Source organism: Neotabrizicola sp. VNH66 (assembly GCF_049445895.1).
GTDB lineage: Bacteria > Pseudomonadota > Alphaproteobacteria > Rhodobacterales > Rhodobacteraceae > Pseudogemmobacter.
The window spans coordinates 366,693-388,945 of the sequence record NZ_JBMSDW010000003.1 but is presented as its reverse complement, the minus strand read 5'-3'; the positions used below and the strand labels follow the sequence as shown (position 1 = coordinate 388,945).

The following is a 22,253-nucleotide window of genomic DNA, read 5'->3' as shown; positions in this document are numbered from 1 at the left end:
CGCGCTGATGCCTGTTGCGGGCGCGGTCAGCTGTCGGGCAGCAGCGGAAAGATCAGGTCATAGCCCCAGTTGAAGGCCAGCGCATAGACCAGGTAGAACCCCGCCAGCGCCACATCCATCACGAAGGCCTCCCACAGGGGCACGGCCAGATAGAGGGCGATCAGCGGCACCAGCAGGCACAGCAGCCCGGCCTCGAACAGAACCGCATGCAGCACCCGCTGCACCGGCGTCTTGCGCAAACTGCGGCCAAGCCGCCGCAGGGCATGATCGAAACCAAGGTTGAAAAGATAGGTCCAGCCCATGGCAATCGTGGTGCTGACCACCGCCACCACGCCGAAATGCCCGGCTGGCACGCCGAAGATCAGACCACCCAAAGGCGCCACCAAAGCAAGGCCGATGCCTTCGAACATCAGCGCATGCCGGATGCGGTCGCCTGTCTTGCGCATGGGTCCCCCGGGGTGACGATCTGGGCAAAGCGTCCCGGATGGGGGAGATGGTCCTCGCTTTGTCCGCAGGGTAGCGGCAAGCCCGCCGAAGGAAAAGGCCCCGCCGTTGCCGGGCGGGGCCTGTCATGGTGCCGGAGCGGGACGGATCAGGCCAGCAACCTCAGGCCTTGTCCAGCTCGAAGGCGTCATGCAGCGCCTGCACGGCCAGTTCCATGTATTTGCGGTCGATCAGGACGGAAATCTTGATCTCGCTCGTCGCAATCACCTTGATGTTGATCCCCTCATCGGCCAGCGCCTTGAAGGTCCGCGCGGCCACGCCCACCTGTGACCGCATGCCGATCCCCACGACCGAGACCTTGGCCACATCGGTGTCGATGATCAGCTCGTCATATTTGATCAGCCCTTCGGCGCGGGCATCTTCCATGGCCTTCTTCGCACGCTCGACCTGGTTGATCGGGCAAGAGAAGGTCATGTCGGTGACGGCACCGGAATGGTGGTCGTCATAGTCTTTCTCGCTGATGTTCTGGACAATCATGTCCACATTCACCCCGGCTTCGGCCAGGGGGCCAAAGATGGCCTGCGCCACGCCGGGCCGGTCCTCGATGGTGAAGAGGGTGATCTTGGCTTCCTCGCGCGAGAAGGCCACGCCAGAGACGACTTTCGATTCCATGATTTCCTCCTCGTCGCAGACCAGGGTGCCGGAGTTTTCGTCGGTATCCTCAAAGGACGACAGCACACGCAGCCGCACCTTGTAGCGCATCGCCAGCTCGACCGAGCGGGTCTGGAGGACCTTGGCGCCCAGCGAGGCCAGTTCCAGCATCTCCTCGAAGGCGATCTTGTCGAGCTTCCTGGCCTTGCGGCTGACACGCGGGTCGGTGGTGTAGACGCCGTCCACATCGGTATAGATGTCGCAGCGTTCCGCCGCGAAGGCCGCCGCAAAGGCCACCGCCGTGGTATCGCTGCCGCCGCGGCCCAGAGTGGTGATCCGGCCTTCGGCGCTGATCCCCTGGAAGCCCGCAACGACGGCCACCTTGAATCCTTCGGCGAATTTCGCGTCGATATTCTCGCGCGGAATGCTCATGAACCGGGCCGAACCATGGGCCGATGTGGTGTTGATCGGCACCTGCCAGCCCTGCCAGCTGCGGGCGGGAATCCCCATTTCCTGCAACCGCAGCGCCATCAGCCCCGCCGTCACATTCTCGCCGCTGGCGACCACCGCGTCATATTCGCGCGCATCGTAGAGTTTCGAGGTGCCCTCGACGTAACCCACCAGCTTGTTGGTCTCGCCCGACATGGCGCTGACGATGACGATCACGTCATAGCCGCGCTCCACCTCTTTCTGAACCTTCAGCGCCGCATTCTCGATACGCTCAAGATTGGCGACGGAGGTTCCGCCGAATTTCATTACCAGAAGCGGCATGGCACCCCCCCGCGGCCCGTTCAAACCGCGCGCTTCCTAGCGGCCCTGCGGGGTCGGCGCAAGGGCCGAAGAAAGCGCCTTGCCGTGCCAGAGGTGCCTTCGGCGAGAGTATTTGGATCAAGAGGAAGGGACGGGTCTTCCTCTTGATCCAAATACTCATGCGCGGGTGCGGCGGGATGACCGGGCGGCTTGCCGCACCTGCACGGTGCCGCTAGGCTCATCCCGCACAACCGGGGGATTATCCATGCAGACCATGATCGGCGTCATCGGCGGCTCGGGCGTTTATCAGATCGAGGGGCTGGAGGATGCCGAATGGGTCACGGTGGACACACCCTGGGGGCCGCCTTCGGACCAGATCCTGACCGGGCGGCTGTCCGGCGTGCCGATGGCCTTTCTGCCGCGGCACGGGCGGGGGCACGTTCATACGCCCAGTTCCGTGCCCTACCGCGCCAATATCGACGCGCTGAAACGGCTCGGGGTGACCGACCTGCTGGCCGTCTCGGCCGTAGGCTCGCTGCGTGAGGATTACGCGCCGGGCGATTTCGTGCGGGTGGACCAGTATATCGACCGCACCTTCGCGCGGGAGAAAAGCTTCTTCGGCCCGGGCTGCGTGGGCCATGTCAGCGTGGCGCATCCCACCTGCCCCCGGCTGGGTACTCTGGCCGTCCGCGCGGCGGAAAGCGCCGGGGTAAAGGTGCATGACGGCGCCACCTATCTGGCGATGGAGGGGCCGCAGTTTTCCACCCGCGCCGAAAGCCTGCTCTACCGCCAATGGGGCGCCGATGTCATCGGCATGACCGGCATGCCGGAGGCTAAACTCGCGCGGGAGGCCGAGATCTGCTATGCCTCGCTGGCGATGGTCACCGATTACGACTGCTGGCACCCCGACCATGACGCCGTGGATGTGGCCGCCGTCATCGCGACGCTGACGGCGAATGCCAGCGCCGCCCGCGCGACCGTGGCGGCCCTGCCCGCCCTTCTCGGCCCGGAACGCGCGCCCTGCCCCCATGGCTGCGACCGCGCCCTGACCTATGCGCTGATGACCGCGCCAGAGAAACGCGACCCTGCCCTGCTGGCCAAGCTGGACGCCGTGGCGGGCCGGGTATTGTGATGGCGGCCTGGCTGCTGAAATCCGCAGGGATCGCCACGCTGGACAGTGTCACGGTTCCCCTTCCCACCCGCGCCCGCCCGGCGCGGCTTCCCGGGTCGGGTGACACGGTCCACCTGTGGGCCAACGCCATCGGGCTCGTCGAAGAGGTGCCCGTGCTCGCCTGCAACGGCGCCACACTGCAGACCGGCGCGGCGACCCGCCTGTCCCCGCCCCTTGCCGCAAGCTGGCTGGACGGCGCGGACCGCCGGAAACAGACGCTCCGGTCAAAGCTGCACTGCGACCGGCACGACCGCCTCTGGTTCCTGTCAGAGGCGGCGCTTCACGAAATCGATCAGGCCCGAGGCCGCTGAAGGACCGCACCCATGACCCGCCAGAAAACCGTCCGCGACTATATCCGCACCATCGTGGATTTCCCGCATGAGGGGATCCTGTTCCGCGATGTCACCACCCTCTTCGCCGATCCGCGCGGGTTCCGGATGGCGGTGGATCAGCTGCTGGCGCCCTATGCCGGGATGCGGATCGACCGGGTCGCCGGGCTGGAGGCGCGGGGGTTCATTCTGGGCGGCGCGGTGGCGCATCAGCTCTCCACCGGATTCGTGCCCATCCGCAAGAAGGGCAAGTTGCCGGGCGCCACCATCGCCGAGGCCTATACGCTGGAATATGGCGAGGCGGTGATCGAGGTGCATGACGATGCGATGCAGCCGGGCGAGAAGGTGCTGCTGGTCGATGACCTGCTGGCCACCGGCGGCACGGCGGCGGCCGGCATCCGGCTGATCGAACGGCTCGGCGCGCAGGTGGTGGGCTGCGCCTTCGTGGTGGACCTGCCCGATCTGGGCGGCCGCAAGCGGCTGGAGGGAATGGGGCTGGAGGTCCACGCCCTTTGCGCCTTCGAGGGGCTGTAAGACCCGGAGGCGGGGACCGGGGGCATCGCGACCAGAGGGGACAACCGGGGACGCAGCCCGGGCCGGTGGGGGATGGCACCGGGCAACTCAATCGGCGAGGTGCCGCGGGCCAATGCCGCGGAATGACGGTCTGTTCAAGTAACGGCCTGTGCGCGATGGCGCGGCGCGTGAGGTGAAGGAAAAGGCGCGATAACGGGGCTGAGGCGATGGCCGGCCCTTTCCACCGTTAACCGAATCGCAACCCGCGCCGGTCAATCTGGGCTTACCGGCGGAACACCCCACCCAAACCCCAAGCCGCCGGCCCCGCGCAAGGGCCTCACCCCGCCCGATACCGCATCCCCGCCGGCCCCCACCGGCGGGGCTTTCCCTCGGCGGCTCAAGCACGCAGCATTGTCCTCCGGGACGAGCCATCCCCAGTGATCACCGCGAGCGATAGCGCCCGCACCCACAGCTGCCACAGACCAACGCCGCGACATCACGCTCCAGAATCGCACCCTGGCCAATCCCCCTGCGCCATCCCGTCCCATCCGGGCAGAGAGCCCCTGATTGCCTCGACTCGGGCCCCGTCTCGCCCATTGGCCAGAATCAGACATCTCAGCGCTGAGGCCGCACGACCATCCGCCCCATCCCGGGGCGGGACACAGGCCAGCCCCGGCAATATTCCCCAGAGACCACGATACGCCGGGGTTCAAACCTCCCCCCTGTGCGACGGTCATCAACTAGCCCCTCGCCCCGGCTTTCTGCGGTCCGGCGCCGCCCCGGTCAGACAGCCACCATAACGACCACCGCAGATCACCCGGCTCGCCGGCAGGCAGCATTCCTCTGCCAATGCCGAGGCGCCGCCCGAGGCGGTTGGCCGCAGGCCAGAGGCGAGGACCAGACTTGCGGCCGCCGCCTGCGGCCGCTCCGCTTTGCAAGCCCCGCGGCGGGGTGGGTCAGCCGCGCAGCACAGCGCCGGGATTCATGATGCCTGCCGGATCCAGCGCCGCCTTGATCGCCCGCATCGCCGCAAGCCGGGCCGGATCGCCGTAACGCTCCAGATCGGCCACCTTCAGCCGCCCGATCCCGTGCTCGGCCGAGATGCTGCCCCCCTCGGCCGCCACCAGATCATGCACGATCCGCGTCAGTTCCGCGCGCGCATCGTCATAGTCGCTGCGGTGCCGCCCCCGGGCCGGGAACAGGTTGTAATGCAGATTGCCATCGCCCAGATGGCCGAAAGCATTGATCCGCACATCCGCCCGCGCCGCCAGCGCCACCCCGGCCGTCTCCAGAAAGCCCGGGATCGCATCCAGCGGCAGGCTGATGTCATGGCTCGCCACCGCGCCGATGCGCTTGTTGGCTTCCGGGATCGACTCGCGGATCGCCCAAAGCTGGTCGGCCTGCGCCTCGGATGTGGCGATGACCCCGTCCAGCACCAGCCCGGCACCATCCGCCGCCTCATAGATCCCCGCCATGGTCGCCTCCGGCTCCATCGCGACGGGCAGACCCAGTTCCAGCAGCACCGTCCAGTCCGGCGGGGCAGCAAAGGGCAAGGGCAGTGCCGGCCCGGCCTCGGCCAGAAACTCGAACCCCATGCGCCCGATCAGCTCGAACCCGCTGACAAGCCCGCCGGTCTGCGCCTGACAGAGCCGCAACAGCGCCTGCGCCGCGGCCGGAGAGGGCACGGCCAGCATGGCCACCACCCGCGCCGCGGGCTGCGAATAAAGCCGCAGGCTTGCCGCGGTGATCACTCCCAGCGTGCCCTCGGACCCGATCAGCAGGTTCTTCAGGTCATAGCCGGTGTTGTCCTTGCGCAGCCGCCCCAGCCCGTTCCAGACCGAACCGTCCGGCAGCACCGCCTCCAGCCCCAGACACAGGTCGCGCGCATTGCCGTAGCGCAACACCGCGGTGCCCCCGGCATTCGTGGCCAGATTGCCGCCGATGGCCGCAGTCCCCTCGCTGGCCAGCGACAGCGGGAACAGCAGACCCGCCGCGGCCGCAGCCTCCTGCACGGATTGCAGCGTCATGCCCGCCTCGACCGCGATGACATTTTCCCCGGGCCAGATCCCGCGGACCGCGGCCATCCGCTCCAGCGACAGCAGCAGCGGCGCCGGGCCCTCGGCCATCACCTGTCCGGCCACCAGCCCCGTCCCCCCGCCCCAGGGCACGATCCCGACCCGGGCCGCCGCACAGGCCCGCAGGATGGCGGACACCTCCGCGGTGCTGCGCGGCAGGGCCACGGCGCCCGCCTGCCCCTGATAGCGCCCGCGCGGCTCGCTCAGCCAACGCGGTTCGGCCTCACGCAGGGTGCCGGGCGGCAGGGTTTCGGACAGACCGGCAAGGAAAGCGGCATCGCAGGGGTTCAGCATGGGCACCTCCGGCCCCCTGCCTAGACCCGCGCGCCGGATCAGTCCAGCCAGCGCGGCTCCAGCACAAGGATCGTCGGCTCGGCCGGAAGATCCCGGATGGAAAAGACCATCTCGTTCAGCCCGGTCTCGACCACCTGAAACTGCCCGGACAAAGCCGCCATGAGCATCTGAAGCCCCGCTCCCGACATCCAGTGCATCGGGATCACCACCTTCGACCGCAGCCGCCGCACCACCTGCACCATGTCATCCACGGCCAGCGTGACCCGGCCATCGACCGGCACCAGCACGATATCCATCCGCCCGATGGCGGCATATTGGGCCTCGGTCGGGATCTGGTGCAGATGGCCCAGATGACCGATGCAGAGGCCTGCCACCTCGAAGATGAAAATCGAATTGCCGTCCGGCCGGACCGAGCCGCCCCAGCTGCGCGCATCCGTCGTCACATTGCGGACCAGCATCATCCCCAGATCCAGCCGGTGGTCCGGCAGCGCGCCCGCTTCGGGCCAGCCCTTCAGCACATGGGGGATGCGCGGGTCAGGCGTCGGCGTCCAGTGGGTGCTGTGGGAATTGTTCATCGTCACCACATCCGGCACCGCATCGCCCGTCCCGAGATAGCCGGTGTAATCCGTCACCGCAAAAGTGCCGTCCTCGGCCACGATGGCAAAGCTCGCATGATCCAGAAAACGCAGCAGCACATGATCCGCCTCCGGCACGGTCAGCGCGGCAGGCATCACCCGTGCTGGCCCCGCGGCAAGGGCGATGCAATGCGAGGGGATCCGCTCCTGCGCGATGGCGGGCAGCGTTCCCAGGGACAGGATCAGGGCGGCAAGCGGGCGGGTCATGGGGCAGACCTCCGGCGGCGGCGGGTGACGCAAGGCTACCCCGACGCGCCCCTCGCCCCGGCATCACGGATGCGCGAGCCGGGGTCGTTTCGCCCCGGTCAGCGTCGTCCGCCTCCGCTCTGCCGCAAAAGGGGGCGCTGCCCCCCGTCCTCCTGCGGAGGACTCCCCCGGGATATTTGGACCATTGTGAAAGGCACAAACCCTTCCCGGACGGACTTTCACATTGGTCCAAATATCCTCGGGGGTGCGGGGGCAGACAGCCCCCGCGCGACGAGGCGGCGGGACGGAACGGTCACCGTCAGGCGGGGCCGACATCCGTTCGGCCGCGGCGGTCGGGGCGCAGGCTGGCGTAAAGCACATGGTTGCGCCAGCGGCCGTTGATCTGCAGATAGGCCTGCGCCACGCCTTCGTATTTGAAGCCGCATTTTTCCAGCAGCCCGCGCGAGGGTGCGTTTTCCGGGAGGCAGGCGGCTTCGATCCGGCTGAGATCCAGCCGGGTGAAGGCATGGTGCGCCACCGCCTGCAGCGCTTCGCGCATATGACCTGCGCGGGCGAAAGGCGCACCGATCCAGTAGCCCACGGTGGCGGCCTGCGAGGGGCCGCGGCGGATGTTGTCCAAAGTGATGGCGCCGAGAAGCCGCTGATCCTCGCGCCGGATCAGCAGAAGCGGCAAGGCCGTGCCCTGCGCCTCCGCCCGTTTGGCCCAGTAGACCCGCGCGGCAAAGCTGCGGCGCGACAGGTGCCCCTCGGACCAGACCGGCTCCCACGGGGTCAGGAAATCGGCGCTGGCGGCGCGCAGGTCGGACCATTGCCGCCAGTCCTCATGCTGGGGCAGGCGCAGCGTCAGCCGCGCGGTTTCGATCCGGACACGCCGCGCAAGGCCCAGCATCACGCCGACAGCGCCTCGCGGATCGCCTCCACGCCGGGGGCGGCCTCGACCGGGCCATAGACGGCCAGCGCGGTCTGCGCCGACAGGACCTGTGCGCCCCAGTCGCGCACGCCCGCGACATTCACCGCCTCGATCCGGGCCACCGCCTCGTCCAGATCGGGCACGCGGTCCCAGATCGACAGCAGCCGCGCATTTCGTTCGGCACGCGAGGACGGGCTTTCCAGCCCCATCATCATGCCCGCGGTGATCTGCGCCTTGGCGCGGGCCACCTCGGCCTCGCTCATGTCATCGGCGGCGCGGCGCAGTTCTTCGATGGTGAGCTGTGCCAGTTCCCCGATCTCCTCGCCGGAGGTGCCGGCGTAGATCGTCACATGGCCGGTGTCGTCATAGGCGGCGCTTTGGGCATAGATCGAATAGCACAGGCCCCGCTCTTCCCGGATCTTCTGGAACAGCCGGCTGGACATGCCGCCACCCACGGCCATGGACCAGATCTGCGCGGTATAGACCGCGGGATCGCGGTAGCCCGGCGCCTCTAGGTTCAGGGCGAAATGCGCCTGCTCCAGATCCTTCACCTCGCGCCGTTCGCCGGTCAGGAACCGGGCGGGATCCGCCACCCGCAGCCCCACCGGCGACAGGCCGCCGAAGATCGCCTCGGCCTGTTTCACGATCGCATCGTGATCCACCCCACCCGCCGCGGACAGGATCATCCGGTCCGGCCCATAATGGTGGCTGACGAAGGCGCGGAAATCCGGCGCGGAGAAGCCGCCCACGCGGTCCTCCGGCCCAAGGATGGTGCGGCCAAAGGCCTGACCGGGATAGGCCGCCTCATGCAGCCAGTCGAAGATGATGTCATCGGGCGTGTCATTGGCCTGCCCGATCTCCTGCAGGATGACATGCCGCTCTGTCTCGATATCGCCGTCGTGGAAGGCGGGGTTCAGCACGATGTCGGAAATCACGTCCAGCGCGCGCGGCACATCGGCCGACAGGCAGCGCGCGTAATAGGCCGTCATCTCGCGCGAGGTATAGGCGTTGATATAGCCGCCCACATCCTCGATCTCTTCGGCGATCTGCAGTGCGCTGCGCCGGGCCGTGCCCTTGAACGCCATATGTTCCAGAAAATGCGCGATGCCGTTTTCGGCGGCGCGCTCATGCCGGCCGCCCGCGCCCACCCACAGCCCGACAGAGGCCGATTTCAGCCCCGGCATATGTTCGGTCACGATGCGGAAGCCGTTCGCCAGACGGTGAATGCGGGTGGTGCTCACAGCCCGGTCCTTTCAAGGATAAGCGATTGCAACGCGGCCAGATCGTTCGGCACGCAGGTCACCCGCTCGGGCCGGTCGAAGAGGTCGGCCATGCGGGGCGGCAGGCCGGGGCGCAGGCCGGTGGCGCGTTCCACCGCATCGGGGAACTTGGCCGGATGGGCGGTGGCCAGCGTGACCATCATCCCCTGGCCCGCGTGTTCCTGCGCGACCTTCACACCCACGGCGGAATGCGGGCACAGCAGCTCACCCGTCTCGCGCCAGAGGCGGGCGATAGTGTCGGCGGTCTCCTCCTCCGACGCGCGGCCCGAGAGGAAGGTCGCCCGCAGCTTCGCCAGTGCGGGCGCGGGAATGGTGAAGCTGCCCGATTGCTTCAGGCTGTCCATCAGCGCCTGCACCGCCGCGCCGTCACGGTCCAGGGCATCGAACAGCGCGCGTTCGAAGTTGGACGAGACCTGAATATCCATCGAAGGGCTGATCGACGGCACGACACCGGTGGTCCGGTATTCGCCGGTCTTCAGCGCACGATCCAGAATGTCGTTCTGGTTCGTGGCGATCACCAGCCGGTCGATGGGCAGGCCCATCTTCTGCGCGATATAGCCTGCGAAGATGTCACCGAAATTGCCGGTGGGCACGGTGAAACTGACCGGCCGGTCCGGCGCGCCGACCGAAAGGCCTGCGTGGAAGTAATAGACCACCTGTGCCAGAACCCGCGCCCAGTTGATGCTGTTCACCCCCGCCAGCCGGACCCGGTCACGGAAGGCGAAATCATTGAACATATCCTTCAGCCGCGACTGGCAATCGTCGAAATCGCCCTCCATCGCCAGCGCATGGACATTCGCCTCGGACGGCGTGGTCATCTGGCGGCGCTGCACCTCGCTGACGCGGCCATGCGGGAACAGGATCACCACATCCACATTGGACAGGCCGCGGAACGCCTCGATCGCGGCCGATCCGGTGTCACCGCTGGTGGCGCCGACAATCGTGATCCGCTCTCCCGTCCGGGCCAGCGCCGCCTGCATCAGCTGACCGATCAGCTGCATGGCGAAATCCTTGAAGGCCAGCGTCGGGCCGTGGAACAGCTCCATCAGGAAGTGATCCGGGCCCAGCTGGACCAGAGGCGCGCGGGCGATGTGGCCAAAGCCCGCATAGGCCTGCGCGATCAGCCGCTTCAGCTCGGCATCGTCGAAGAACCCGGCCACGAAAGGGCGCACCACTTTGAAGGCCAGATCTTCGTAAGACAGGCCCCGCCAGGCGGCGATTTCAGCGGCGGTCAGCACCGGCACCGTCTCGGGGACATAAAGCCCGCCGTCGCGGGCCAGCCCCGTCATCATCGCCTCGCCGAAGCCCAGAGCGGGCGCCTGCCCCCGTGTCGAGATATACCGCATGAATCCCCCTCAGACCGTCCGCCGTCTGATACGCCACAGATACCCAAGTGTCATCCCCGCCCAGACCGCCGCAAGCCCGAACCATGTCACCGCATAGCCGAGATGATCGTTGCGAAAGGCTGCGGTGGCGGGCATCGGCGTGATGCCGTCGCCGGTATCGGCGCGGGCGATGACCAGAACCGGATCGGTCTTCAGCTGCGCCGCCATCCCCGCCAGATCGCGCCCGAACCAGATGTCGGTCTTCTCGTCATGCGCCGGGGTCGAAGAGGTGATGTCGTCCGGCCAGTTCAGATTGCCGGTCACCGTGGCCCCATGCCCCCGGCGCGGCGTGGTCTTCGCCGTCTCGGGCACATAGCCGCGGTCGATCAGGATGCGGCGGCCGTCTTCGGTTTCAAACGCGGCAATGATCAGAAAGCCCGGTCCCCGCTCACGGGTCGAGGTCAGGACATAGGTTTCCTCGCCGGTGAACCGCCCCTCCACCGTGACGGCGCGATAGCGGTCATGGGCCGGATCCGGCGCGGCGGGCAGCGGCACCGGGGCCTGCGCGATCATCGCCTCGGCCTGCGCGATCAGGCCCTCTTTCCACTCCAGCCGCCGGAGCTGCCAGACACCCAATGACAGAAGGACGGCCAGACCGGCCGCGCAGACGACAAGGAACAGGATCTGCCGCATGGTCCCCCCGGCATGTGAAGGCGCAGAATGGAAAGCGCGGGCCACTTGGGCCCGCGCGGGTGGGATCGTCAAGGGGCTGATATCAGCCTTCACCCCAGACATAGATGGCGAAGAACAGGAACAGCCAGACCACGTCCACGAAGTGCCAGTACCAGGCCGCAGCCTCAAAGCCGGTGTGGTGCGACGGGGTGAAATGGCCCTTCAGCGCCCGCATCAGGCAGACGAACAGGAAGATCGTGCCGACGATGACGTGGAAACCGTGGAAGCCGGTCGCCATGAAGAAGGACGCGCCATAGATGTTGCCCGAGAAGCCAAAGGCCGCATGGCTGTATTCATAGGCCTGCAGGCCGGTGAAGATCACCCCCAGAACGATACCGATGGTCAGGCCGTTGATCAGGTCCTTGCGGTTGTTCTCATGCACCAGCGCATGGTGGGCCCAGGTCACGGCGCAACCGGAAAGCAGCAGGATCAGCGTGTTGATCAGCGGCAGGTGCCAGGGGTCGAAGGTTTCGATCCCGGCCGGCGGCCAGACACCGTCCACCCAGGGGCTGTCCGGCCCCATCGGATACATGCGGTGCTTGAAGAAGGTCCAGAACCACGCCACGAAGAACATGACTTCGGACATGATGAACAGGATGAAGCCGTAGCGCAGGCCGATGCGGACGACCGGGGTATGATCGCCGGTCTGGCCTTCATGCACCACATCCGACCACCATGCGAACATGACGTAAAGCACGATCGCCAGCCCGACAAGGAACATCCAGGGCTGCGGATTGGCATGGTTGGGCGACACCCAGAGCACGGCGCCGAACAGCATGATGAACGCGCCGACCGCGCCAAGGAAGGGCCAGATCGACGGTGGCAGGACGTGATAGTCGTGGTTCTTTGCGTGGGCCATGGCCGTTTCGGTTCCCTCGTTCTCTCTCAGTTCGCGGCGGGCGCGGCCGGAGCGGCGCCCCCTTGTTCGGCAAGTGCGGCCTGCTCTTTCGGCAGGTCCGTCACATGGAAGGTGTAGCTCAGCGTGATCGCCTCGACCTCGCGGCCGTCGATGTCGTCCATGATCGAGGGATCGACATAAAAGCTGACCGGCATGCTGACCCGCTCACCGGGCTGCAGCACCTGCTGTTCAAAGCAGAAGCAGTGGATCTTGGTGAAATAATAGCCCGCCACATCGGGGGCCACATTATAGCTCGCCGTGCCGGCGATCACCCGGTCGGTCGGGTTATAGGCCTCATAGAAGGCCAGCCCGTTCTCGCCGATGCGGATGTCCATCTCGCGCTGCGTGGGGGTGAATTTCCACGGCATCCCCGCCTCCAGCGAGGCGTCGAAGCGGATCTTGATCGTGCGGTCCAGCACGGTATCCGGCGCCTGCGCCGCGACCGAGACGGTGCCGCCATAGCCGGTGACCCGGCAGAACCAGTCATAGAAAGGCACCGCCGCAAAGGACAAGGCCCCCATGGTGACGACGACGCCCACCAGCTTCAGCGCGGTGCGGTTCTGGCGCGCGGTCATGGCGTGCCCCCTTCGGCCGGTGCGGTCGCGCCCGGCACCGCTTCGGGCTGGACCACATGGTCATAGCCCTGCATCGGATCGCCGCGCGTCACCTTGACGACCGTCAGCGCGAAGACCAGCGCCACGAAGGCCCCCAGCAGAAGCGCCACGCCCAGATTGCGCCCGAACCGGCGCTTGTGCATTTCATGTGTCGGGTTCAGTGCCATCTTACCAGCCCCCCATGCCCCAGTGCCGCAGCCCCGCCTCGGCCAGGAAGGCCAGGAAATGCAGGAACAGATAGGCCAGCGAGAAGGCGAAGAACCGCTTCTCCACCCGGTAGCCGTCCGCCTCGGCCATGATTTCGTCCCGGCGCCAGATGCGGAAGGCACCGATCAGGAACCAGCCGTTCAGCACCACCGCCACCGCCAGCGTCAGCGGCCCGCCGATCGAGGTCATCGCCGCCCAGAGCGGCACCGGCGCCAGCAGCACGGTATAGGCCAGAATGTGGTTCCGCGTGACCTTGCGCCCGTGGGTCGAGGTCAGCATCGGCACCTGCGCCTTGTCGTAGTCGCTCTTGATGAACAGGGCCAGCGCCCAGAAATGCGGCGGGGTCCACATGAAGATCAGCGCGAACATCAGCACCGCCTCGATCCCGATGTGCCCGGTGGCCGCAACCCAGCCGATCATGGGCGGGAAGGCCCCGGCTGCGCCGCCGATCACGATGTTCTGCGGCGTCCAGCGCTTCAGCCACATCGTATAGACCACGGCATAGAAGAAGATCGTGAAGGCCAGCAATGCACCGGCCATGATGTTGGTGGCCAGGGCCAGCATGACCACGCTGATGCCCGAGAGCGACAGGCCGATGGCCAGCGCCTCACCGGGCTGGACCCGGCCCGAGGGGACGGGACGGCCCTGCGTCCGGCGCATCACCGCGTCGATATCGGCATCCCACCACATGTTCAGCGCGCCCGAGGCGCCCGCGCCAAGCGCGATGAACAGGATGGCGGCGAATGCCTCGACCGGGTGCAGATGCACCGGCGCGACCAGCAGACCCACCAGCGCGGTGAACACCACCAGCGACATCACGCGCGGCTTCAGAAGCTGCACGTAATCGCCGAAACCCGCCTCGCCGGGACCAAAGCCGGGGCCGGTTTCAGACTGCTGATATGCTCCGATCTCGCTCATCGCCGTTCCTTCGCTTGGACAGATGGCCCCGCCGCGACGGCAGGGCCAACGCCTGGCCGATCCCTTTGGGATCAGTCGTTCGAGGCCAGCGCGGTCGGTGCGGCGGGCGCCGCAGCCTCCGCCAGCACGACATTCCCGCCCTTGGCCTGCTCGACCCAGGCGGCATAGGCCTCAGGCGAGACAACCTTCACGGTGATCGGCATGTAGGCATGGTCCTTGCCGCACAGTTCGCTGCACTGGCCGAAGAAGATGCCTTCACGGTCGGCGGCAAACCAGGCATGGGCGATCCGGCCCGGCACGGCGTCCTGCTTCACGGCGAAAGCCGGGATGGTCCAGGAGTGGATCACATCGGCGCCGGTGATCTGCAGCAGCACCTTGGAGCCGACCGGAACCACCATCGCGGTGTCGGTGGCCAGCAGCCACTGATCCTTGGAATAGCCCGCCGCCTTCAGATCCGCCTCGACCTGCTCGTTAAAGCGACCGTCGCCGCCCAGGTTCAGGCCGCCGATCATATAGCTGTCGTAGGGGCCGATGCCTTCATTCGGATATTCATAGGTCCAGTACCACTGGTTCCCGGTGATCTTGACCACCACATCGCCGGCAGGGAAGGTCTGCTGCTTCTTCAGCGCCGGCACCGAGAAGACACCGATGAAGATCAGGATGATGATCGGGATGACGGTCCACGCCACCTCGACCGGGGTGTTGTGGGTGAATTTCTTCGGCACGGGATTGGCCCGGCTGTTGTAGCGCACGATCACGATCAGCAGCAGGCCAAGCACGAAGGCGGTGATGATCGAGATGATGACCAGAACCATATGATCCAGCCATTGCTGATCATGGGCCAGTTCACTCGAAGCGGGCTGGAACCCGATCCCCTTGGGCACCGGCTGGCCGACAATCTCAAGCCCTTGGGCCAGAGCACTGCCCGACGCAAGCGCCACGAAACCGCTCAGGGCAAGGCCCCGCAAATACGTCATCCCACGCATGTCTCTTCCCGTCTTCAGCTGCGGCTTGTTGCCGCTTGTCACGAACGCCGTCCCCGTCGGGCCGGAATCCCGTCTTTGGCGTATCTTCTCAAACCACATCGGCACGGGATCGACAAGAGAAACCCGTGCGACAAAGCCGCACCCGTTGATCTGTGTCAAAGACGTGCTGCATCTGCACGACACCCCTGCCGCGGCGCGGAAACCCGGGCGGTGCGACAGAGGTGGCAGACACGCCCGGGGGCGGGACCGCTTGCAAGGCAAGGGCCGCGCGCCTAGGTTCCGGAGACCCGCTTGCACAAGGCCGTTTTCCGATGTCCGACGCTCCCTTCCGCCCCTTTGACACCCATCTGGACGAGGCCGCCGCCCTGTCCGTGCTGCGCGCCGCCACCGCAGGCGCCGAAGATGGCGAGTTGTTCCTGGAACGCCGCGTCGGCGAAAGCCTTGTGCTGGATGACGGTCGCATCCGCACCGCCAGCTATGACGCGACCGAAGGCTTCGGCCTGCGCGCGGTGAAGGGCGATGTCGCGGGCTATGCCCATTCGACCGAGATCAGCGAAACCGCGCTGCGCCGTGCGGCGGAAACGGCGCGTCTGGCCGTGGGCGATGGCGGCGGCACGCTGGCCCTGCCCCCGCCCGGCACCAACCGCCATCTGTATGGCGCGGAAAATCCGATGGCGGATGCCAGCTTTGCGGTGAAGATCGACCTGCTGAAAGAGATCGACGCCTTTGCCCGCGCCGCCGATCCGCGGGTGGTACAGGTCTCGGCCGCGGTCTCGGCCAGCCTGCAGGAGGTGGTGATCCTGCGCCCCGAAGGCGGTATCCTGACCGACACCCGGCCCATGGCCCGGCTGAACATCTCGGTCATCCTTGAGGAAAACGGGCGGCGCGAAAGCGGCGGCATGGGCGGCGGCGGGCGGTTCGGTCTGGCCGGGCTGATGGCGGCGGATCACTGGAAGCCGATGGTGGCCGAGGCGATCCGGATTGCCCGCGTCAATCTGGGCGCCGTGCCCGCGCCCGCCGGAATGATGGATGTGGTGCTTGGCCCCGGCTGGCCCGGTATCCTGTTGCACGAAGCCATCGGCCACGGGCTGGAGGGCGATTTCAACCGCAAGAAGACCAGCGCCTTTGCCGGGCTGATGGGCCAGCAGATCGCCGCCCGCGGCGTGACCGTGCTGGACGACGGCACCCTGCCCGACCGCCGCGGCTCGCTCACCATAGACGATGAGGGCACGCCCTCGGGCCGCAATGTGCTGATCGAGGATGGCGTGCTGACGGGCTATATGCAGGACCGCCAGAACGCCCGGCTGATGGGGGTGGCCCCCACCGGGAACGGGCGGCGCGAGAGCTTTGCCCATATCCCGATGCCGCGGATGACCAATACCTATATGCTGGCGGGGCCGGATGATCCCGCGGCCATTCTGGCCGATCTGAAGGACGGGATCTGGGCCGTGGGCTTCGGCGGCGGTCAGGTGGACATCACCAGCGGCAAGTTCGTGTTCAGCTGCACCGAGGCCTATCGCGTCAGGAACGGCGTGGTGGGCGAGGCGCTGAAAGGCGCCACCCTGATCGGCGACGGCGCCACCGCCCTGCGCGAAATCCGCGCCATCGGCAATGACATGGCGCTGGACCCCGGCATCGGCAATTGCGGCAAGGCCGGGCAATGGGTGCCGGTCGGCGTGGGGCAACCCACGCTGATGATCGGCGGGCTGACCGTGGGCGGGTCGAAAGCGGGATGAGCTTCCTGCGCTCCACCCCCGGCGGGCTGGCCCTGACCGGCTGGCGTGCGGTGGCGGCGGTGTCTTTGGGATTTTGCCTCGGCCCGGCGCTGGCCGGGGCCGTGGGCTGGACGGTGCTGCGGCAGATCGGTCCGGACACCTTCGGCGAGGATTTCGTCAGGCTGGGCGCGGGCTTCGTCTTTGCCACGCTGTCGCCGCTGGTGACATTGCCCTTCTGGTCCACGCTGGCAGTGGCGGCGGCGCTTCTGATGCGGCGGGGCTGGTATGGCGCAGGGGTGGCCGCCATTCTGGGTGCCCTGCTGGGCGGGCTGACCGGCGCCATCTTGCACGAGCCGGTCCTGATGGCCCTTGGCGCGGTGATGGCCACTTTTCACCGTTTCGCGCTGGCGCTGTGGCGGCCGATGGCATTCTGACCGCTTCTTGTCTGCCTGACGGCGGCCCGGCCCGACATGCCGCCGTCAAGCGGACGAGAAGGTGGGCGCTCAGCGCCCAAACTTGCCCTTCAGCGCATCGGCAAAGGCATTCCCGCCCGAACCGCCGCCCTTCGGCGCCGCATTCATCGGTGCGCGCCCGCCGCCCTTCGGCCCGCCCTGCGGTCCCCTGCCCTGCGGCCCGCGTTCCTCTTTCGCGGCCTTGGCCGAGGTGCCGCCGTCCTTTTTCATGGTCAGGCCGATGCGCTTCCTCGGCACATCCACCTCGACCACGGTGACGCGCACCACATCACCCGCCTTCACCACCTCATGGGGGTCTGACACGAAACGGTCGGCCAGCTGGCTGACATGGACCAGCCCGTCCTGATGCACGCCGATATCGACGAAAGCACCGAAGGCCGCGACATTGGTGACCGTGCCTTCCAGCACCATGCCGGGCTTCAGATCCGAGATTTCCTCGACCCCATCGGTAAAGGTGGCGGTCTTGAAGGTCGGGCGCGGGTCGCGGCCGGGCTTTTCCAGTTCGGACAGGATATCCTTCACCGTGGGCAGGCCGAATTTCTCATCGACAAAGGACGCCGGGTTCAGCGCCTTCAGCGCCGCGCCGTCGCCCATGATCGCGCGGATATCGCGCCCGCAGGCGGCCACGATCTTCCGCGCCACATCATAGGCTTCGGGATGGACGGAGGAGGCATCCAGCGGCTCTTTCCCGCCGGTGATCCGCAAAAAGCCAGCCGCCTGTTCAAAGGCCTTCGGCCCCAGACGCGCCACCTTCAGAAGGTCGCGGCGGGTGGCGAAGGGGCCGTTCGCATCGCGGTGCGCGACGATATTCTCGGCCAGTCCCGGCCCCACGCCGGAAACCCGCGCCAGCAGCGGGCCGGAGGCGGTGTTCAGATCCACCCCCACGGCGTTCACCGCATCCTCGACCACGGCATCCAGCTGTTTCGCCAGCCGGTGCTGGTCCACGTCATGCTGATACTGGCCGACGCCGATGCTTTTGGGTTCGATCTTCACCAGCTCGGCCAGGGGGTCCTGCAAGCGCCGCGCGATGGAGACGGCGCCGCGCAGGGAGACGTCCAGCCCCGGAAACTCGCGCGCCGCCAGTTCGCTGGCCGAATAGACGCTGGCGCCCGCCTCGCTGACCACCACCTTGGTGGGCTTGTTCTCCCCCGCGGGCAGCAGCGCCAGCAGATCGGCCACCATCTTCTCGGTTTCGCGGCTGGCGGTGCCATTGCCGATGGCGATCAGCTTCACGCCATGGTTCCCGATCAGCTTGGCAATCGCCACCTGCGCGCCGCGCAGATCGTTCTTCGGCTGGAACGGATAAACAGTGTCAGTCGCCACCAGCTTTCCGGTGCCATCAACCACCGCCACCTTCACCCCGGTGCGGATGCCGGGGTCCAGACCCATCGTCGCCTTGCCGCCCGCGGGCGCGGCCAGCAGCAGGTCTTTCAGGTTGCGGGCGAAGACGCGGATCGCCTCCGCCTCGGCCCGGTCGCGCAGATCCGCCATCAGGTCCAGCGTCAGGCTGGTCTTCAGCTTCACCCGCCAGGCCCAGGCGGCCGCCTCGCGCAGCCAGCGGTCGCCCGCGCCCTGACCCGCCGCGCCAAGCGCCGCGCCGCAGGCCCGTTCGGCCGGGCTTTCGCCGCGGGGGGCGTCGGCATCCACCTCCAGATCAACCGTCAGGATATCCTCATTCCGGCCGCGCAACATGGCCAGAACCCGGTGGCTGGGCGCATCGGCCCAGGTCTCGGTATGGTCAAAGTAATCGGAGAATTTGGCCCCTGCCTGCTCCTTGCCCGCCACGACCTTGGCGGCCAGACGGCCCACCTTGCGCATATGGTCGCGCAACCGGCCCAGAAGGGCAGCGTCCTCGGCCAGCCCCTCGGCCAGAATGTCGCGCGCGCCGTCCAGCGCCGCCTTGGCATCGGCAAAGCCCTCGGTCACGAAGCCCGCGGCCAGCACCAGCGGATCCGCCGCGCGGTTGGCCAGAATGGCATCGGCCAGCGCCTGAAGCCCCGCCTCGCGCGCGATCATCGCCTTGGTGCGGCGCTTCGGCTTGTAGGGCAGATAGATGTCTTCCAGCTCGGCCTTGGTCCCGGCCCCGGCAATTGCGCGGGCCAGATCATCGGTCATCTTGCCCTGGCTGGTGATCTCTCCCGCCACGGCCGCGCGCCGGGCCTCCAGCTCACGCAGATAGGACAGACGTTCCTCCAGCTTGCGCAGCTGCGTGTCGTCAAGGCCCCCCGTCACTTCCTTGCGGTAGCGCGCGATGAAGGGCACTGTCGCGCCACCGTCCAAGAGCTCCACCGCAGCGATCACCTGCCGGGGCTGGGCCGCGATGTCCGAGGCGATGATCTCGGGGATACGGGCAAGGCTCATGCGATTCCTCCTCGGGCGCGGTCGGGAGGGCGACCATAGCCAAGCCCGCGCCCGAGGCAAGGGCACCGGCGATCCGGGCGCATCCGCGGCGGTTCGGAGGGCGAGGGCAGGTCGCGGAACGAAGGGGGGCCCGCGGCACCACACTATGCAGCGTGGACAGGCAGGACAGTGCAGGAAAGCAAGGCGGTGACCGGCATTTGCGCGGCAAACACCGGCTGCGGCCGCCCCGCCCCCTTGGACAGACAGCGGATGGACCGGTCAGGACACCACCCGGGCACACCCCATCCACCTTGCGCGTAACGCGTTGATCCTGTTTGCGTTCCCGCCTCAAAACGTCGCTCGGCAAGGCCTTGCGCAGCCGGTTTGCGCATTTCGGCAAAGTGTCGCCACCCTTTCCGACACCTCTCTCTGCCGCGGACCCGGACGGCGGTTGGCCGTGTTGTGCCAGTGTCCAAGCGACGGGCGCTGCGAAACTGCACCGCCTTCCGCAAAAACCGCAAAGGAGAATGACCATGGACCGCAAGACCGTTTCGAAGATCCCGGCCCTGCTGGTGTCGGCCGCTCTCATCGCCGCGCCGGTGATGACTTTCGCCCAGACGGCCACGACCGAGCCCGCCACGCCCGAGGCGACCACCCCCGAGGTGATGCCCGCCGCTCCGGCCGAAACCGCGGTTGCACCGGCCGAAACCGCACCGGCCTTCGTCGTGCCCGAGGGCTATGTCGCCGTGGCGGATATGACCACCCTGACCGCAGACACGCTGAAGGGCGTTGACCTTCTGGCCTCGGACGGCAGCAGCGTGGGCGAGATTTCCGATGTCGAACTGTCGGCTGACGGCGCTGTGACCGGTGTGATCGTCGATGTGGGCGGCTTCCTCGGCATGGGCACCCATACGGTGAAGCTGATGCTGGATCAGATCTCCTTCTACGAGAATGCCGACAAGGCGCTGGTCGCCCATGTGGCCATGGACAAGGCCGCGCTGGAGGCGCTGCCGGAATATACGATGCCGGCCCAGTAAGCCGAAATTCCGGTGATGTGATTTCAGGTTCACACCTGATGTAACGAGTATCCGCCCGGGCCTTTGGCCCGGGCTTTTTCCAATCCGCGCAGGATGGTCAGCCGGGAACCCGCTGCGCGACAGCCCGGGCACAGGCGGCAAGGATCGCCGCCACCCGCGCGGCGCCCAGCCTGCGCTCCATCTTCGGACGCCAGCGCGGATCGGCGCGGCGCAGGCTGCGGATTTCCCGCCGCAACGCACCCGGCGGCGCCCTCTGCTGCAATTGTGCGAGCAAGGGCGCCCCTGCGCCCCGCGCCGCCAGCCACGCCACCAGATTGTGCCGCGCGCCATAGGCCGGCAGGTCGCTGACCACCCGCCCGCGCCGGATCAGCCGCACATGCCGGTGATCGGCGCCTTTCAGCGGATCATGCAGCAGGATGACCGTGCTGCCGCGGCCTGCATCCGGGTCGATCCTCCAGCGAAACGGGCTGATCTGCGAAACCTCGGCCGCAAAGCGCCGTTCCCATGGCACCGCCGCCGGATCGACCGAGATCTGCGGAGCAAGAGCCAGTATGCGCCCGGGCCGCAGGACGGGCGCCGCCAACAGCGCGCCGAACCCGCCCATCGACAACCCGTAAAGCGTTGAGCGGCGATAGCCCTCGGCGGCGATGCGCTGGCTGACCGCGGCCATGCCCTCCATGAAGCCCGGGCACTGGAACCAGTCCGGCCGTTCGGCACAGACCGCGATCTGGCTGATCCCGTGCCGCGCCAGCCAGCGCCAACCGAAGGCGGCCTCCGGCTCGGCCGCGCCGCGGTCCAGCATGTCGGAAAAGGTGACGACGACCAGATCCCCGTCCCCGCGCCGGGCGTGGCGGATCACCAGCCCGGGCGAGGCATGCAGGGTGTCAGTCGTCATCCCCGTCCTCTTCTTCGGCACCCTCGGCCCGGTGATCGGTGTAGGATCGCAGCCGCCATTGCAGGCGGCCCTCTCCGGCCTCCTCAACCTCGCCTTCGATCGTATAGCGCTTGCGCCGTCCGGTCCGCTGATCGCCGGGGGCAGCCAGCCGCAGCGGCCCCGTCGTCAGCGCGGCCCGCCAGTCGCTGCGCTTCTGTTGCGGCTGAAGTGCCTGATCCTCGACAAAGATCGGGTCGATCGCGGCATAGACCGTCAGATCCGCCATGGCATAGGCATAGGACACATCCAGCGGCATCTTGCGGTTCACCGCCATCTGCTGCGCCTGCCCGTAGCGGTCCACCGCAGTGCGGGTCAGAAAAAGCACCGCATGGGCCGAAATCATCGAATGCAGCCGGGCAAAGGAGGCGTTATGCGCCGAGGCCAGCACGAAATCCGGCACGCCGCGGTGGCCCAGATCGCGCGTATAGTCCGAGCTGCGCGGAAAGCACCCGACCGAGCTGATGCCCAGATAGACCACATCGGCATCCTCCGGCACATCCTCGATCACGGTCGAGGGGCGGCGGAATTCCAGATCATCCTCAAGGATCATAAAGGGCGGATCGCCCGCTGCCGCCATGGCATTGCGATGCGCAGCGGCGGCATTGCGGATCTTGCCGTCCTGATCGGTCACCCCGTCCGAAAAGGCGAAGGGAATGCCAAGCGCCGTCATCCGCGTGGTCATCGCCGCGCGCCGCTTGCGTTCCTTGGGCAGGTTGATGATCGTCGCGGGAATCTCCCGCAGGTCCAGCCGCATCGCCCGTTCCTCGCCCCACACACCACCGGCCCGGGCTCTGCGACCCGGTTCACGCCTTGGT

General features: G+C 67.3%; 22 protein-coding genes. 6 read left to right on the top strand and 16 right to left on the bottom strand.

Going from position 1 to position 22,253, the window contains the following annotated elements; translation table 11 throughout:
- Nucleotides 1-26: 26 nt before the first annotated feature.
- Together ACO2Q5_RS06665 and ACO2Q5_RS06660 are read right to left on the bottom strand one after the other, a co-directional pair.
- Entirely contained in the window at nucleotides 27-446 is a 420-nt protein-coding gene (locus tag ACO2Q5_RS06665; RefSeq protein ID WP_423289175.1) for a PACE efflux transporter, read from the bottom strand.
- A gap of 160 nt (nucleotides 447-606) precedes the next feature.
- The gene (locus tag ACO2Q5_RS06660) at nucleotides 607-1,866 is read right to left on the bottom strand and encodes an aspartate kinase (protein WP_423289173.1); all 1,260 of its coding nucleotides are present in this window, start codon (nucleotides 1,864-1,866) and stop codon (nucleotides 607-609) included.
- A gap of 244 nt (nucleotides 1,867-2,110) precedes the next feature.
- On the opposite strand from ACO2Q5_RS06660, the gene ACO2Q5_RS06655 reads away from it, so the two are divergent.
- The 3 genes from ACO2Q5_RS06655 to ACO2Q5_RS06645 are packed head-to-tail and all read left to right on the top strand — an operon-like array spanning nucleotide 2,111 to nucleotide 3,879.
- Nucleotides 2,111-2,977, top strand: coding sequence for an S-methyl-5'-thioadenosine phosphorylase (locus tag ACO2Q5_RS06655; protein ID WP_423289171.1), 867 nt, complete (start codon nucleotides 2,111-2,113; stop codon nucleotides 2,975-2,977).
- Nucleotides 2,977-3,327, top strand: coding sequence for a hypothetical protein (locus ACO2Q5_RS06650; RefSeq protein ID WP_423289169.1), 351 nt, complete (start codon nucleotides 2,977-2,979; stop codon nucleotides 3,325-3,327). The genes ACO2Q5_RS06655 and ACO2Q5_RS06650 overlap by 1 nt, the downstream gene beginning before the upstream one ends.
- A gap of 12 nt (nucleotides 3,328-3,339) precedes the next feature.
- The gene (locus ACO2Q5_RS06645; protein ID WP_423289167.1) at nucleotides 3,340-3,879 is read left to right on the top strand and encodes an adenine phosphoribosyltransferase; all 540 of its coding nucleotides are present in this window, start codon (nucleotides 3,340-3,342) and stop codon (nucleotides 3,877-3,879) included.
- A gap of 935 nt (nucleotides 3,880-4,814) precedes the next feature.
- On the opposite strand, the gene ACO2Q5_RS06640 is transcribed toward ACO2Q5_RS06645, so the two are convergent.
- The 11 genes from ACO2Q5_RS06640 to coxB all read right to left on the bottom strand — a co-directional run bounded on the left by ACO2Q5_RS06640 (nucleotide 4,815) and on the right by coxB (nucleotide 14,939).
- Nucleotides 4,815-6,227: an FAD-binding oxidoreductase gene (locus ACO2Q5_RS06640; protein WP_423289165.1), complete on the bottom strand. Its 1,413-nt coding sequence runs from the start codon at nucleotides 6,225-6,227 to the stop codon at nucleotides 4,815-4,817.
- A gap of 38 nt (nucleotides 6,228-6,265) precedes the next feature.
- Nucleotides 6,266-7,069, bottom strand: coding sequence for an MBL fold metallo-hydrolase (locus ACO2Q5_RS06635; RefSeq protein ID WP_423289163.1), 804 nt, complete (start codon nucleotides 7,067-7,069; stop codon nucleotides 6,266-6,268).
- 298 nt (nucleotides 7,070-7,367) lie between these two features.
- Nucleotides 7,368-7,958 carry a GNAT family N-acetyltransferase gene (locus ACO2Q5_RS06630; protein ID WP_423289258.1) on the bottom strand — a complete coding sequence of 197 codons (591 nt, stop codon included), beginning with the start codon at nucleotides 7,956-7,958 and terminating at the stop codon, nucleotides 7,368-7,370.
- Nucleotides 7,958-9,220 carry a M16 family metallopeptidase gene (locus ACO2Q5_RS06625; RefSeq protein ID WP_423289161.1) on the bottom strand — a complete coding sequence of 421 codons (1,263 nt, stop codon included), beginning with the start codon at nucleotides 9,218-9,220 and terminating at the stop codon, nucleotides 7,958-7,960. Before ACO2Q5_RS06625 ends, ACO2Q5_RS06630 begins: the two co-directional genes overlap by 1 nt.
- Nucleotides 9,217-10,605, bottom strand: coding sequence for a threonine synthase (gene thrC / locus ACO2Q5_RS06620; RefSeq protein ID WP_423289159.1), 1,389 nt, complete (start codon nucleotides 10,603-10,605; stop codon nucleotides 9,217-9,219). Before thrC ends, ACO2Q5_RS06625 begins: the two co-directional genes overlap by 4 nt.
- A gap of 9 nt (nucleotides 10,606-10,614) precedes the next feature.
- The gene (locus ACO2Q5_RS06615) at nucleotides 10,615-11,277 is read right to left on the bottom strand and encodes an SURF1 family protein (protein ID WP_423289157.1); all 663 of its coding nucleotides are present in this window, start codon (nucleotides 11,275-11,277) and stop codon (nucleotides 10,615-10,617) included.
- A gap of 82 nt (nucleotides 11,278-11,359) precedes the next feature.
- Nucleotides 11,360-12,175, bottom strand: coding sequence for a cytochrome c oxidase subunit 3 (locus tag ACO2Q5_RS06610; protein WP_423289155.1), 816 nt, complete (start codon nucleotides 12,173-12,175; stop codon nucleotides 11,360-11,362).
- A gap of 26 nt (nucleotides 12,176-12,201) precedes the next feature.
- A complete protein-coding gene (locus ACO2Q5_RS06605; protein WP_423289153.1) occupies nucleotides 12,202-12,789 on the bottom strand; it encodes a cytochrome c oxidase assembly protein in 588 nt (195 codons plus the stop codon).
- Nucleotides 12,786-12,995, bottom strand: a complete 210-nt coding sequence (locus ACO2Q5_RS06600) for a hypothetical protein (RefSeq protein WP_423289151.1) — start codon at nucleotides 12,993-12,995, stop codon at nucleotides 12,786-12,788. The genes ACO2Q5_RS06605 and ACO2Q5_RS06600 overlap by 4 nt, the downstream gene beginning before the upstream one ends.
- 1 nt (nucleotide 12,996) lies before the next feature.
- Entirely contained in the window at nucleotides 12,997-13,953 is a 957-nt protein-coding gene (cyoE, locus tag ACO2Q5_RS06595; protein WP_423289149.1) for a heme o synthase, read from the bottom strand.
- A 71-nt stretch (nucleotides 13,954-14,024) separates the two neighbouring features.
- Nucleotides 14,025-14,939 carry a cytochrome c oxidase subunit II gene (gene coxB / locus ACO2Q5_RS06590; RefSeq protein ID WP_423289147.1) on the bottom strand — a complete coding sequence of 305 codons (915 nt, stop codon included), beginning with the start codon at nucleotides 14,937-14,939 and terminating at the stop codon, nucleotides 14,025-14,027.
- A 311-nt stretch (nucleotides 14,940-15,250) separates the two neighbouring features.
- On the opposite strand from coxB, the gene tldD reads away from it, so the two are divergent.
- Both tldD and ACO2Q5_RS06580 read left to right on the top strand, forming a co-directional pair.
- Nucleotides 15,251-16,675, top strand: a complete 1,425-nt coding sequence (tldD, locus tag ACO2Q5_RS06585; RefSeq protein WP_423289145.1) for a metalloprotease TldD — start codon at nucleotides 15,251-15,253, stop codon at nucleotides 16,673-16,675.
- Entirely contained in the window at nucleotides 16,672-17,088 is a 417-nt protein-coding gene (locus tag ACO2Q5_RS06580; RefSeq protein ID WP_423289143.1) for a hypothetical protein, read from the top strand. Before tldD ends, ACO2Q5_RS06580 begins: the two co-directional genes overlap by 4 nt.
- A 69-nt stretch (nucleotides 17,089-17,157) precedes the next feature.
- On the opposite strand, the gene ACO2Q5_RS06575 is transcribed toward ACO2Q5_RS06580, so the two are convergent.
- The gene (locus ACO2Q5_RS06575) at nucleotides 17,158-19,488 is read right to left on the bottom strand and encodes a Tex family protein (protein WP_423289141.1); all 2,331 of its coding nucleotides are present in this window, start codon (nucleotides 19,486-19,488) and stop codon (nucleotides 17,158-17,160) included.
- Nucleotides 19,489-20,000: 512 nt separating this feature from the next.
- Between ACO2Q5_RS06575 and ACO2Q5_RS06570 the strand changes: the two genes are divergently transcribed.
- Nucleotides 20,001-20,504 (top strand): PRC-barrel domain-containing protein, encoded by a 504-nt coding sequence (locus ACO2Q5_RS06570; RefSeq protein ID WP_423289139.1) that lies wholly within the window; start codon nucleotides 20,001-20,003, stop codon nucleotides 20,502-20,504.
- A 97-nt stretch (nucleotides 20,505-20,601) separates the two neighbouring features.
- Here ACO2Q5_RS06570 and ACO2Q5_RS06565 read toward each other — a convergent pair whose 3' ends face one another.
- Together ACO2Q5_RS06565 and ACO2Q5_RS06560 are read right to left on the bottom strand one after the other, a co-directional pair.
- Complete coding sequence (locus ACO2Q5_RS06565; RefSeq protein ID WP_423289137.1) at nucleotides 20,602-21,399, bottom strand: hypothetical protein; 798 nt, start codon at nucleotides 21,397-21,399, stop codon at nucleotides 20,602-20,604.
- Nucleotides 21,389-22,192, bottom strand: a complete 804-nt coding sequence (locus ACO2Q5_RS06560) for a hypothetical protein (protein ID WP_423289135.1) — start codon at nucleotides 22,190-22,192, stop codon at nucleotides 21,389-21,391. The genes ACO2Q5_RS06565 and ACO2Q5_RS06560 overlap by 11 nt, the downstream gene beginning before the upstream one ends.
- Nucleotides 22,193-22,253 lie beyond the last annotated feature (61 nt).